This is a genomic window from Sinorhizobium chiapasense (genome assembly GCF_036488675.1).
In the GTDB taxonomy this organism is placed as follows: Bacteria; Pseudomonadota; Alphaproteobacteria; order Rhizobiales; family Rhizobiaceae; genus Sinorhizobium; species Sinorhizobium chiapasense.
This window is the reverse complement of sequence record NZ_CP133148.1, coordinates 3,389,642-3,402,590: the sequence shown is the minus strand read 5'-3', so window position 1 is coordinate 3,402,590 and position 12,949 is coordinate 3,389,642. Positions and strand designations below refer to the sequence as shown.

The window sequence follows — 12,949 nt, the reverse complement described above, 5'->3', positions numbered from 1 at the left end:
GGAAAACCGTTACACACTTTTCCTGGAATTGCTCTAACTTGTTAGAATCGATCAGTCGGTACCTTTCTCGCTGTCCGGGTTGGGCTTGCGCGGCACGCCGTTTCGTTCTTCAAAGCGGTCGCGGTAGAGCGCCGCCTGGCCGAGCAGTGCCAGCGTCACCGGCGTCGTCACGGTGACGAAGAAGATGATCAGCAGCTCGTGGAAGATCCAGCGGCTTTGCAGCACGGCGAAACAGAGCATCGACGCCACGCAGATCAGGATCGTGCCGCCGCTCGTCGCAATTGTCGGCGCGTGCAGTCGCTCGTAGAAATTGGAAAGACGCAGCAGACCGAGCGAACCGATCAGCGTGGTCGCCGCGCCGAAAAGCAGCAATGTGCAGACGCCGAAGGCGGCCCAGGTCGGCAGGCCGGTCAGATGGCTCATTCGATTACCTCGCCGCGCATCAGGAATTTCGCGAAGGCGATCGACGAGACGAAGCCGATCAGCGCTATGATCAGGGCGGTCTCGAAATAGATCGTGTTCGCACTGCGGATGCCGAAGGAGAGCAGCATCAGCATCGCGTTGATATAGAGCGTATCGAGCGCGAGGATCCTGTCCTGCGCGCGTGGCCCCCTGGCGATACGATAGAGCGCACAGGCCATCGCCAGCCCGAGCATGACCTGGGAGAGGAGCACCGACCAGGTGATCGCGAGCTCAGTCATGGAATATCTCCTTCAACGCCGCTTCGTAACGCTTGACCGTGCCGCGCCACACCTCGTCGCTCTGCAAGTCCAGCACATGGAAAAGCAGGGTCTTCTGGCGGCGGTCGTATTCGAGCCACGCCGTTCCCGGGGTCGCCGTCATGATGCAGGCCAGCAGCGCAAGGGCGTTCTCGTCTTCGAGGTCGAGGTCGACGGTCAGGAAGCCGGCATTCGCGGGGACGCGGCCAGCGCGCAGGATGATCGACGCCACGGCGATGTTCGAGCGGACGATGTCGGCGAGGACCTCAAGAGCGAAGCCGGCCGCGCGACCGACGCGGTGAAGATGGGATCTTGCCGGATGCAGTTTGAGCGTCACCCAGCCGAGCACCATGCCGAGAACGAGGCCGATGAGGATCGAGCCCGGCGCCAGCGACTGGTTCAAAAGCAACCACATCACGAGCAGCGCGGTCGACAGCAGCGGATAGGGGAACCAGGTGCGCATTGCTATTGCCCTCCTGCCCTTGGTGCGGAAAGAACACGCTCGCTCTGGAACAACGGGTTGAGCAGGTCGTCGGCGGTTGCCTGCATGTAACGCATGGCGGGGCCGGCCTGCAGACTCAGGAAGATACAGGCTGCAAGCAGAACGAGAACGGGCGTGATCTCGATGACGAAGACCCGCGGCACAGTGCCCTCGATCGAGGCCCAGAAGGTGCGGATGCCGATGCGGTTCATCGCAATCATGGCGGCGAGCCCCGACAGGATGAGAAGCATGACATAGGTCCAATCGGCGGCAGACATCGCGGTAGTGAGATCGGTGCCCGGCATGTCGAAGAGCCCGCGCAGGATCGCGAACTTGGCGACGAAGCCGGACAAGGGCGGCAGGCCGGAGAGAAGCACGGCACAGAGGCAGAAGCACAGGCCGAGAACGGCCATCGTCCCCGGTATCGCAACACCAACTTCCTCCTCTTCTTCGTCCTCATCGAAATCGCCGTAGGCTTCCATCGTCACGGCCAGAACGTCGGCGCCGGCGTCGCGGCCGCGCTCGACGAGTTCGATGAGCAGGAAGAAGGCGGAGATCGTGAGTGTCGAGCTGACGAGATAGAAGAGGGCGCCGGCGAGCATGCCCGCATGGCCGAGGCCGATCGCCGCAAGCAGCGTTCCGGAGGAGACGAGAACCGAATAGCCGGCGAGCCTGCCCATCGCCTGCGAGGCGAGCACGCCGATCGCGCCGAAGGCGATCGTCAGCATGCCGCCGGCAACGAGCCACTCCTGGCCGAAACCTGCCGACGCCCCGGCGGTTGCACCGAAAACGAGGAAATGCAGGCGGACGATGACGTAGATGCCGACCTTGGTCAGAACGGCAAAGACCGCAGCGACCGGCGGCGTCGCGGCCGCGTAGGCCGGCGGCAGCCAGAAGCTCAGCGGCCACATGCCGGCCTTGACGAGGAAAGCGATGCCGAGGATCGCGGCGCCGGTTTCGACGAGCTGCCGGTTCTGAGGCGCAAGCGTTGCGAGCTTGGTGGCAAGGTCGGCCATGTTGAGCGTTCCGGTGACGCCGTAGATCAGGCTGACGCCGATAAGGAACAGCGACGAGGCGGCAAGATTGATCGCGATATAGTGCAAACCGGCCTTGACGCGCATCGGTCCGGAGCCGTGCAGCAGCAGGCCATAGGATGCCGCCAGCATCATTTCGAAGAAAACGAACAGATTGAAGATATCGCCTGTCAGAAACGCTCCGTTGAGACCTGCGATCAGAAGCTGGAACAGCGAATGGAAATGGTGGCCGGCCGTGTGCCAGCGCGCCATGGAATACACCTGGGCGGCAAGCGCCAGACCTGCCGTCAGGCAGAGCATCATCGCGGACAACCGGTCGAGCACGAGAACGATGCCGAAGGGCGCCGGCCAGTTGCCAAGCTGATAGATGCCAGTCTCCGGCAGGTTGCCGGCGTTCGCGGCAATGCGCATGAGGATCATGGCGACAACGAAGACGATGAGCGTCGAGCCGAAGCCGAACAGCCCCTTCAGCATCCGATTGCGCTCGTCGACCGGGATCAGCGCCGCGCCGACGGCGAGCGGCAGCAGGATCGGGATGATGAGAAGGTGATGCAGCCAATCAATCATGGCGCTGCTCCCGTCCGTCAACATGGTCGGTACCGGTGAAGCCGCGCGAGGCGAGCAGCACGACGAGGAACAGCGCGGTCATCGCAAAGCCGATGACGATCGCGGTCAGCACCAGCGCCTGCGTTACGGGATCCGTATACTGCGCAAGATCGCCGACGCCGCCCGGGTCGAGCACCGGCGGCGCGTTCACGCGCAGCCGCCCCATGCCGAAGATGAACAGATTGACGGCATAGGAGAGCAGCGAGAGACCGATGATCACCTGGTAGGTACGCGGCCTCAGCAACAGATAAACACCTGACGCGGTCAGCGCACCGATCCCCACCGAGACAATGAGTTCCATTACCGAACCCCCTCCTTTTCGGCGCGCGCTGCCCGCGCATGGGCGCGCGGTGCGCGGACAGACTGGTGGGCCAGAGCAATGAGGATCAGCACCGTGGCGCCGAGGACCAGCGAAAAGACGCCTAGATCGAAGAGGATGGCGCTCGCCAGCGGAAATTTGCCGACGATCGGCAAGATCGCATATTGCGCATGCGAGGTGAGGAACGGATAGCCGAAGAGCCACGATCCCGCACCGGTCGCCGTTGCGACCAGAAGGCCGATGCTCATCCAGCGCAGCGGGTGGATGCGCAACCGCTCCTCGACCCAACGCGTGCCGCCCGACATATATTGCAGGATGAAGCCGATCGACATGGCGATGCCGGCCGCAAAGCCGCCGCCCGGCAGGTCGTGTCCGCGCAGGAAGAGATAGGCGGCCAGCAGCCCGGTGATCGGGAACATCCAGCGCATGATGACGGAGGGCACGAAGAGGTACTCGGCGACGCTGTCGCCGGCTGCCCGATCCGGGTGATCGTCGTCGAAGGCGTTCTGCACCCGCTGTTGTTCCGGGGTCTCCAGACTGTCGGCCTGCGGACGGAAACGCAAGAGAAGCGCAAAGACCGTCAAGGCGACGATGCAGAGCACGGCGATCTCGCCAAGCGTGTCGAAGCCGCGGAAGTCGACGAGGATGACGTTGACGACGTTGGTGCCGCCGCCTTCCGTGTAGGCCCGTTCAAGGAAATAACTGGCGATGGTATCGGGCAGGGGTCGCGTCATGACCGCATAGGAGATGAGCATTGTCCCCCCGCCGGCCAGGATCGCGAGCAGGAAGTCGCGGAGACGCCTGAGGCGGATGCGGAGCGGAAGATCTTCAACATCCTCGGCCTGCTCGATGCGCTTCGGCAGCCAGCGCAATCCGAGCAAGATAAGGACGGTCGTGACGATTTCGACGAGAAGCTGGGTTACCGCAAGGTCGGGTGCGGAAAGCCAGACGAAGGTGATGCAGGTGACGAGCCCCGCGCCGCCGAGCAGCACGAGGGCTGCCAACCGATGAAACTTCGCCTGGTAGGCCGAACCGACGGCACAGGCGATGCCGATCACCCAGAGCAGGGCGAAGGCCGGATCGATGCCGCGTATGACGAGGGGTGGAAGCTTGAAGCCGCCAAGCAAGAGCGGCAATGCTCCTGCCGCGAGCGCAAGCAGAACGACGAAGCACATCTGCGGCTGCAGGCGGCGCGTGCCGAGGCTCTGCTCCAGCGAGCGGGCCCACTTCCATGAAAGCGTCACCAGCACGCGTTCGAAGATGCGCTGGCCCTGGAGCAGGCGGAAGACCGGCGGCCCTTCGACACTGGTCGCAAGATAGGAGCGCATCAGGAAATAGAGGCCGACCCCGCCCGACAGCGCCACGAAGCTCATGATCAGCGGGATGTTCCAGCCGTGCCAGACGGCGAGGCTGTATTGCGGCGTGCGCTCGCCGAGGATCGAAACGACGGCCGTATGCAGGAACGGTCCGATGGTCTGCGCAGGAATGATGCCGACGACGAGACAGGCAAGCACCAGGAACTCCACCGGCGCTCGCATCCAGCGTGGCGGCTCGTGAGGCTTCTTGGGCAGTTCCTTCGGCAGGGGACCATAGAAGACGCCGTGAATGAAGCGCAGGGAATAGGTGACGGCAAACATGCTCGCGATCGTCGCGACATAAGGCGTCATCGTGTCGAGCGCATTGACAAGATGAGTCTCGATCGCCTCGGCGAAGAACATCTCCTTGGAAAGGAAGCCATTGAGCAGCGGCACGCCGGCCATTGCCGCGCTTGCCACCATGGCAAGCGTGGCGGTGATCGGCATGTAGTGGAAGAGACCGCTCAGCCTTCGCATGTCGCGCGTGCCGGATTCGTGGTCGATGATGCCGGCCGCCATGAACAGCGAGGCCTTGAAGGTGGCGTGGTTGACGATGTGAAACACCGCGGCCACGGCTGCGAGCGGGCTGCCGAGGCTCAGGAGCACGGTGATGAGCCCCAGATGACTTATCGTCGAATAGGCGAGAAGCCCCTTCAGATCCTGCTGGAAGATCGCGAAATAGGCGCCGAGCAAAAGGGTCGTGAGCCCTGCGAGGCCAACGATCCAGAACCAGGCCTCGGTGCCGGCCATCACCGGCCAGAGCCGCGCGAGCAGAAAGACGCCGGCCTTCACCATGGTCGCCGAATGCAGATAGGCCGAGACCGGCGTCGGCGCCGCCATCGCGTGCGGCAGCCAGAAATGAAAGGGGAACTGCGCGCTCTTCGTGAGTGCGCCGAGCAGCAGAAGGATGAGGACCGTCAGGTAAAGCGGGTGGTTGCGGATCGCGTCGCCGGAGGCGAGCACAACGTCGAGATCGTAACTCCCGACGATCCGGCCGATGATCAGCAATCCGACCAGCATGCAAAGCCCGCCCATGCCGGTCATCGTCAGCGCTATGCGCGCGCCGTCGCGGGCGTGCGCATTGTGATGCCAGTAGCCGATCAACAGGAAGGAGACGATGCTCGTCAGCTCCCAGAAAACCGCAAGCAGGATAAGGTTGCCGGAAAGCACGACGCCGAGCATCGATGCCATGAAGGCAAGGAACAGCGCGAAGAAGCGCGGCACAGGGTCGTCGGCAGCCATGTAATAGCGGGCATAAAGGACGACGAGAACGCTGATCGCCGTGATCAGCGCCGAAAACAGCCAGGCGAAGCCGTCCATCCGCAGCGTGAAGTTGAGCCCGAGCTCGGGGATCCAGTCGAGCTGATAACGCAGTACCCCGCCGGAAGCGACGAAGGGGTAGAGTCCCGCGGTCACCAGAAAGCAGACAAGGGCGATCGCACCTGCGAACCAGGCCGTGGCACCGCGTTGATCGGACGGAAAGAAGATTACGATGAGGCTTCCCGCAAAAGGAGCGAGAATGAAAACAGGCAGCAATTTCCCCGCGTATTCTATCGTTCCGTTCCCCTTTTTGGGTATGTTGGAGAGGGGGACCCTGGGGTCCCGGCAGGGGTTCGCTTGAAGCGACCACCGCAAACGATGCCGGATCCGCCGCGAAGCGGCAAAGGCATGTGTTTTTATGACTTTTTTCCGGTCGACTGCCAAGCCTTGCGGAAAGAAAAACGCGCTGATCCGGTGGCGGTTTCAGCGCTTAAGCGGCGTGCCAACGGCGTTCGAAAACGAAGGCGGCGAGATCGTTGGCATTCATCGGCCGCGCGAAGGCGTAGCCTTGCAGTCCGTGGCAGCCCAACTCCTTGAGGATGCGGGCATGCTCCAGCGTCTCGACGCCCTCGGCGATCACCTCGATGCCGAGCGATGTGCCGATGTCGATGATCGATTCGACGAGCCGTCGCTGCGCCGGCGAGGTCAGGATCGGCACGATCAGCTGGCGATCGATCTTCAGCCGGCGCGGCGTCAGTTTCGTAAGGCTGAGGATGGAGGCGTAGCCGGTTCCGAAATCGTCGATCTCGATGTCTATTCCCAGTTCCTTGATGCGCTCGATGTTGGAAAGCACTGCCACGTCGTTTTCGTCGAAGGAAATCGATTCGAGCAGTTCGAAGGAAAGTCGCCCTTCCGGTATCCGCATCTGCTTGAGGCGCTCGATCAGGCCGTCGTCGCGCAGTCGCGGATAGGAGAGGTTGACCGAGACCTTCGGGACGCGGATGCCGTTTGCTTCCCACCTCCAGATCTGGAACAGCGCCTGTTCCAGGATCTTCTGGTCGATCGATGCGACGACGTTGATATCTTCTGCGGTCTTGAGAAAGGCGTGCGGACTGAGCAGCCCTTTCGTCGGGTGATCCCACCGCGCCAGCGCTTCGACGCCGATGACGTCGAGGGAGATCGGGCAGAATTGCGGCTGGAAATACGCGATGAATTCATTCCGCTCGAGACCGCGAAGAATTTCGTCGGCGGTCTGCTTGGTCTGGAATACCGCAGTCTTCAGTGCGCCGGTGAAGGTTTCGTGCCTGTTGCGCCCGCGGCGCTTGGCCTCATAAAGCGCGATGTCGGCATTGACAAGAATCTGGGAGAGTTCGTCTCCTGCCACAGACTGGGCGGCGATGCCGATGCTGACGCCGATGCGGCATTCCTGATCCTTGTAGCGGACCGGCACGCTCATCGCTTCAATGACACGTGAAGCAAGCGCGGCGTCCTCGTCCTGGCCGTGGCTCTGGCGGATGATCACGAATTCGTCGCCGCCGATGCGGGCGACGAAGTCACCCTCGCGCGCATTCTGCCGCAAGAGGTCAGCCGCATGCCTCAGGATTTCGTCGCCGGCCGCGTGGCCGAGCGTGTCGTTGATCTGCTTGAAGCGATCGAGATCCATATGAAAGATGCTGAGCTTCGTTCGGTCATCGAAATGCTGGCTGCGGTCGGCGAGGATCTGATCGAGGAAGCGGCGGTTCGGCAGACCGGTGAGCGGGTCGTGCAGCGCGTTGAATTCCATGCGATGGCGCGCGGCTTCCAGTTCCGTGCTATGTGCCTCGGCAAGCCGCTTGGCTTCGGAAAGCGTGGCCCTCGTTTCGAAATCGGCCGTCACGTCCCAGTTGACGCCGACGATCTTCCTGCACCCGTCTGCGCCGGCGTGGGTGGAGCCGATCGCCCGGATATGGCGGACCTCGCCGTTGGCCAGACGAATGCGGAACTCCGAGTTGTAGGCGCCGCCGCTCGCACGCGCTTCGGCAAATTCCTCCTCGGCGCGTTCCATGTCGTCCGGGTGCAGCGTATTCTTCCAGTCGTCGTAAATTTCGCGCATCGAATTCCCGATGCCGTAGAGCTCCTTCATCCGGCCATCCCACTGCAACTTTCCGCTCTCGATATCGAGTTCCCAGATGCCGATCTCGGAAGTGTCGAGCGCGATCTTCAGTCGATGGGAAAGTTCCTGAAGCTGATCCTTGCTTTGATTCAGAGCGCAAATGTTCCTCTGGCGCTCGGCCATGAGACGGCCCGTGAAGAGCATGGGGACGACGATCATCAAGCCGCCGATTACGATCAGGAGACGGATCTGTCAGGCGTTGGCAGGCGTCGCGGGCCAGCCGCCTTTAGGGATCGCAGCAATGCGCCATGAACCTCCGGGGAGAGACACGCTCATCTCGACCGGGGCTTGCCTGAAGATCGCGGGGTCGCCGAAAAAGACCGCTCCCTCGCGTCCGAGGCCGTCGCGGCCCGCTATCGCAATGTCGATACCGAGGGTCGAAGACACGAGGCCGCTGTCGCCGTAAAGCCGATCGATATCGATCACCGCCGAAACAACGCCCCAGAAGCGATTGCTGCCGCCGCCAAACTCGGTCGACACCGGAAACCGGGCGATCAGGCCCTTGCCGCCCTGGACGAGGTCGACCGGGCCGGCCAGCACCATCTTGCCGGTTTCTTTGACGCGCATCACCGCGGCGCGCTGCCTTTCGTTCTTGCGGTAGTCGAGACCGATGACCTTTTCGTTCCCGGCGCTCGGATAGACCATCGACACGACCAGATTCGGAGCGACCGCAATGTTGCGAAGCTGCGACCGTTCGGTGAAGATGCCGCGGGCAAGCTCGCCGAAGCGCTGCTGCTGCATGCCGGGTTCGGTGGCGATCGTGCCGATCAGACCGCGGACAAGCTGGATGTTGCCGTTGATGCTGGATTCGAGCCTCGACCGTATCGGATTGAGCTCGTCCGCGACCAGCGCGCGCTCGCGTGCTTCGGAGATGACCAGGTTCTGGTTATCGGCAAGGTATCCCGCAATCACGACAACAAAGGCCGCAATGAACGTCGGCAGATAGATCGGTGTCAAAACCCGAGAGAACCAGGATTCTCCAAGGTTAACGGCACGTTTATTTGACACAAGGTCACCCCAGAACGGTGCATACGGCGAAGATCTGCGGAATGATTACAAATTCTTCTTAACAATTCTTGCCTTGCATCGGTCGATTCTTGCGTCTTGCGAAGACTCGTTGTTCGTTATCGCGGTGCCTTCGTCTCGATCATCGCCTGCAATGTTTCGAGCCTGTCGGCGTCGCGCGGCAGTTTATCCGCCCTCAGGCGGGCGATGCGCGGAAAGCGCATCGCGACGCCCGACTTGTGCCGGCTGGAACGGTTCAGGCCTTCGAAAGCGACCTCGAGGACGAAGCCGGCATCGGGCTCGGCGCGCACCGCCCGCACCGGACCGAAGCGCTCGACCGTATTGTCGCGGACGAAACGGTCGAGAATTTCGAGTTCGGCATCGGTGAAGCCGAAATAGGCCTTGCCGACCGGGACCAGGACGGTTTGCCCGTCGCTTTCCGTCCAGACGCCGAAGGTGAAGTCCGAATAGTAGCTCGACCGTTTGCCGTGGCCGCGTTGCGCATACATCAGCACCGCGTCGATATTGAAAGGCTCCCGCTTCCATTTGAACCAGGGTCCCTTCGCCCGGCCGGCGACATAAGGAGAGTCCAGTCGCTTGAGCATGACGCCTTCGATGACCGGGTCCGGCGGGTTCGAACGAAGCCGATCGAGTTCCTCCCAGGTCGAGAAAGGGACGAGCGGCGACAGGTCGAAATGCTGCGGCGATGCCGCGTCGATCACGGTACCGAGGGCCTGGCGACGGGCCTGGAAAGGTTCGTTCCGGATGTCCCGTTCGTCCGAAAAGAGGATGTCGTAGCCGCGAATGAAAGCGGGGTAATCCTCGAGCATCTTGCGGCTGACCGTCTTACGGTTGAGGCGCTGCTGCAAGTCGGCGAAAGTGCCGGTCGCCTGGTTGCTGCGGGCCGTCCCACCCACCAGCAGTTCGCCGTCGATGACGCCGGCAAAGTCGGCCGCGTCGAGGATTTCCGGGAAGGCGCCGGAAATCTCGTCGCCGCTGCGTGAATAGAGCCGTCGGACGCCGCCGATATTCGCGAGCTGAACGCGAATCCCGTCCCATTTCCACTCGGCGGCGAAGTCGGCCGGATCCAGTCCTTCGAGATCGCCTTCGCCGACCGGTGTGGCGAGCATGACGGCATGGAAGACCGCCGGCGTCTTAAGGACCGGCATGTCCGCTTCGCCGCTGAGCCAGAGAAAAAGCGGCAGATAGGGCGGCGTCAGACCGTGCCAGAGGGTTTCTATCTCGCTGACGTCTTTGCCGCCCATTTCCGCCAGCGCCTGTTTTGCCAGCCGTGCCGAAACGCCTATCCTGAGGCCCCCGGTCACGAGCTTCAGAAACGCGAAGCGGCCCGACGTGTCGAGTTGATCGAGCATGTCGCGGACCAGCGATCGCACCTCGGACCGGCCGGCCACCTGCAGCCGCTCGACCACGTCTCCGAGCGAAATATCCGCGACGACTCGCTTCTGTGGCGGCTCCCAGACCAGCGAGACGGTTTCCGCGAGGTCCCCGACATAGTCATAGGAATAGCGAAACAGCACGTCGTCCATGCGCTCGAGCAAGAGGTCGCGGATCAGTTGCGGCTTGACCGTATTGAGGGTCAGCGTACCGGCGATCGCGGCAAGGGCGTAGCCGCGGCTCGGGTCGCCGGCCTCGCGAAAATAGTCCGCAAGCAAGCGGATCTTGGCATTTCGCTGCGGCGTCAGAACCAGCCGATCGAGCAATTCGGCGAAGGCCTTCATGGCTCTCACTCTCCCTCGTCGTCGTAGCCGACGAGGTGAAGGGGACGCGCCGGAATGCCCTGCAATTCGCACCAGCGCACCAGGGCCTCTTCGCGGCCATGCGTCACCCAGACCTCGGCGGGCGCGATCTCGCGTATCGTTGCCGTGAGTTCCGCCCAGTCGCAGTGATCGGAAATGACGAGGGGCAGTTCGACGCCGCGTTGCTTGGCGCGCTGGCGGATCAGCATCCAGCCGGAGGCGAAGACGGCGAGGGGATCGGCGAAGCGCCGCGCCCAGCGGTCGGCAAAGGCGGAGGGCGGGCCGATAACGATGGCGCCGGCGAAATCCTGCCGGCTCTCGCCGGTCAGCGTCGCCGGGCGGATTTCGCCAAGATCGATGCCCTCGCTCTGGTAGTACTCACACAGTTTCGCGAGCGCCCCGTGGATGTGGATCGGCTCGTCATAGCCGTGCTGACGCAGGAGGGCGATGACCCTCTGCGCCTTGCCGAGCGCATAGGCACCGACCATGTGAGCGCGCTCGGGAAACTGCCTTAGCGACATCAGCAGCCGAGCGATCTCGGCGCTGTCGTCGGGGTGATGAAAGACCGGGAGGCCGAAGGTTGCCTCGGTGATGAAGACGTCGCAGCGGACCGGCTCGAAAGCCCGGCAGGTCCGGTCCGGCTGCCGTTTGTAGTCGCCGGAGACGACGATCCGCGTTCCATCCGCTTCGACGGCGATCTGCGCCGAGCCGAGCACATGGCCGGCCGGATGAAAACGGACGGTCACACCATTGACGGTGATCGTTTCGCCGAAGGGGGCGATTTGGCTTGCACCGCAAAAGCCATCGCCGTAGCGGATGCGCATAATGTCCAGCGTCTCACGCGTCGCGAGAACAAGGGCGTGTCCCGCGCGGGCATGATCGGCATGGCCGTGCGTGATGAGCGCCCGTTCGACCGGTTGAACCGGGTCGATGTAGAAGTCGCCTTTCTCGCAGTAGAGTCCCTTGGGGGCTGGATAGAGCAGGTTGTCTGGTCTCATGCAGACAAAGATAGCCGGCAGATGCGCGTCTGCCAGCTATGCGGGACAAGATTTTCGCCGTCCGCGCCCGAGTCGCGCGTTAATGGCTTAGCGAGAGCGTATCGGCGATCAGTTTAAGCACGCCCTCGGCATCGATGCCGGTGCAGACCTTCTGGCTCGGAAGCCCGTCCCACGGGCTCGGCGGGAACAGGCGCGCATCCGGCTTCTGGATCGTCTGCCCGTCGGCGATGCCACCGCAGATGACACGGACGGAGCCGCTGCGGGTGCGGAACAATTCCGGCGCAACGACATAGGCGCAGGCGCAGCTGTCATGGACGATCATGCCGTCTTCGACGTGCTGTTCGTAAAAGGTGATGTAGAACTGCGAGATGTCGGAGAGAAGCTTTGCCGGCGCTCCGCCGCGCTCGGCGATATCGACCAGCATGGCCCGCGTCATCACCGTCCGGGTGGTCACGTCGAGGCCGATGACTGTGACGGGCCAGGGCGCCGTCATCACCACGTCGGCTGCTTCCGGGTCGCCGTGGATGTTGGCTTCCGCCGCCGGCGTGATGTTGCCGGGAACGTCGAAGGCGCCGCCCATGATCACGACGTCCTTGACCAGCGCGGCGACTTCCGGATCGTCGCGCAGCGCCAGCGCCAGATTGGTCATCCGTCCTACGGCGATGAGCGTCACCTCGCCGGGATTGGCGCGCACCGTGTCTATGATGAAACGATGTGCCGGACGGGGGTCGAGCGGCAGGTCGATCTTTTCCGGCACGTCGATATTGCCGAGCCCGTCGTCGCCATGGATGCCAGTCGGCCAGCCGACATGCGGGCGGCCGTGATTAAAGGTCTCGCCAAGCCCCCTGGCGACCGGCGCCGCGATGTTCCACGCCTGTTTCAGGAAGAGCGCGTTGCGCGTCGTCGTCTCGACCGAGGCATTGCCGAAAACGGAAGTTATGCCGATGAGATCGATATCCGGGTGGCGGTGCAGGAAGAGAAGCGCCATCGCGTCGTCGACGCCGGGATCCGTATCGAAAACAACCTTGTGCATGTGTTCTTCTTTTCTTTTTGGAGGTGGGATGAGGAAGGTGAGAACGCCGCCCTATTGAAAAGCGGCGAAAGGTATCAAATCAACGCTTTTGCCCGTCGAGAGCAGTTCGCGACCACGACCGGTGATCGCGGAAAGCGCCTTCTCGAAAAACGGCCATCTCGCGACCCTCGGCTATGGGATGGACCACCGATGCACAACCGACGATGCCTGCTCCAACTATTCCAACACGC

Annotated in this window: 9 protein-coding genes and 1 pseudogene; all 10 read right to left on the bottom strand. The window is 62.7% G+C overall.

Annotated features, from left to right (window positions below; genetic code table 11):
• Positions 1–51 precede the first annotated feature (51 nt).
• Complete coding sequence (mnhG, locus tag RB548_RS16335) at positions 52–423, bottom strand: monovalent cation/H(+) antiporter subunit G (RefSeq protein ID WP_331372294.1); 372 nt, start codon at positions 421–423, stop codon at positions 52–54.
• Positions 420–701: a K+/H+ antiporter subunit F gene (locus RB548_RS16330; protein ID WP_153436990.1), complete on the bottom strand. Its 282-nt coding sequence runs from the start codon at positions 699–701 to the stop codon at positions 420–422. Before RB548_RS16330 ends, mnhG begins: the two co-directional genes overlap by 4 nt.
• A complete protein-coding gene (locus RB548_RS16325) occupies positions 694–1,182 on the bottom strand; it encodes a Na+/H+ antiporter subunit E (protein ID WP_331372293.1) in 489 nt (162 codons plus the stop codon). Before RB548_RS16325 ends, RB548_RS16330 begins: the two co-directional genes overlap by 8 nt.
• Positions 1,183–1,184: 2 nt before the next feature.
• Positions 1,185–2,801, bottom strand: a complete 1,617-nt coding sequence (locus tag RB548_RS16320; protein WP_331372292.1) for a monovalent cation/H+ antiporter subunit D — start codon at positions 2,799–2,801, stop codon at positions 1,185–1,187.
• On the bottom strand, positions 2,794–3,141 hold the full coding sequence (locus tag RB548_RS16315; RefSeq protein ID WP_331372291.1) for a Na+/H+ antiporter subunit C: 348 nt from the start codon (positions 3,139–3,141) through the stop codon (positions 2,794–2,796). Before RB548_RS16315 ends, RB548_RS16320 begins: the two co-directional genes overlap by 8 nt.
• Positions 3,141–6,068, bottom strand: coding sequence for a monovalent cation/H+ antiporter subunit A (locus tag RB548_RS16310; protein WP_331374993.1), 2,928 nt, complete (start codon positions 6,066–6,068; stop codon positions 3,141–3,143). The genes RB548_RS16315 and RB548_RS16310 overlap by 1 nt, the downstream gene beginning before the upstream one ends.
• Before the next feature lie 196 nt (positions 6,069–6,264).
• Positions 6,265–8,934 (bottom strand): annotated as a pseudogene (locus RB548_RS16305) (bifunctional diguanylate cyclase/phosphodiesterase).
• A gap of 116 nt (positions 8,935–9,050) precedes the next feature.
• Positions 9,051–10,670 carry a cisplatin damage response ATP-dependent DNA ligase gene (locus RB548_RS16300; protein ID WP_331372290.1) on the bottom strand — a complete coding sequence of 540 codons (1,620 nt, stop codon included), beginning with the start codon at positions 10,668–10,670 and terminating at the stop codon, positions 9,051–9,053.
• A 5-nt stretch (positions 10,671–10,675) separates the two neighbouring features.
• Entirely contained in the window at positions 10,676–11,686 is a 1,011-nt protein-coding gene (locus RB548_RS16295; protein ID WP_331372289.1) for a ligase-associated DNA damage response exonuclease, read from the bottom strand.
• A gap of 79 nt (positions 11,687–11,765) precedes the next feature.
• Positions 11,766–12,719 carry a nucleoside hydrolase gene (locus RB548_RS16290; protein WP_331372288.1) on the bottom strand — a complete coding sequence of 318 codons (954 nt, stop codon included), beginning with the start codon at positions 12,717–12,719 and terminating at the stop codon, positions 11,766–11,768.
• Between the last annotated feature and the right edge of the window lie 230 nt (positions 12,720–12,949).

Coding starts and splice junctions, on each gene's coding strand:
- RB548_RS16320 (WP_331372292.1), bottom strand. CDS start 2,801: ATGATTGATTGGCTGCATCACCTTCTCATCATCCCGATCCTGCTGCCG.
- RB548_RS16300 (WP_331372290.1), bottom strand. CDS start 10,670: ATGAAGGCCTTCGCCGAATTGCTCGATCGGCTGGTTCTGACGCCGCAG.
- RB548_RS16315 (WP_331372291.1), bottom strand. CDS start 3,141: ATGGAACTCATTGTCTCGGTGGGGATCGGTGCGCTGACCGCGTCAGGT.
- RB548_RS16330 (WP_153436990.1), bottom strand. CDS start 701: ATGACTGAGCTCGCGATCACCTGGTCGGTGCTCCTCTCCCAGGTCATG.
- RB548_RS16295 (WP_331372289.1), bottom strand. CDS start 11,686: ATGAGACCAGACAACCTGCTCTATCCAGCCCCCAAGGGACTCTACTGC.
- RB548_RS16290 (WP_331372288.1), bottom strand. CDS start 12,719: ATGCACAAGGTTGTTTTCGATACGGATCCCGGCGTCGACGACGCGATG.
- mnhG (WP_331372294.1), bottom strand. CDS start 423: ATGAGCCATCTGACCGGCCTGCCGACCTGGGCCGCCTTCGGCGTCTGC.
- RB548_RS16325 (WP_331372293.1), bottom strand. CDS start 1,182: ATGCGCACCTGGTTCCCCTATCCGCTGCTGTCGACCGCGCTGCTCGTG.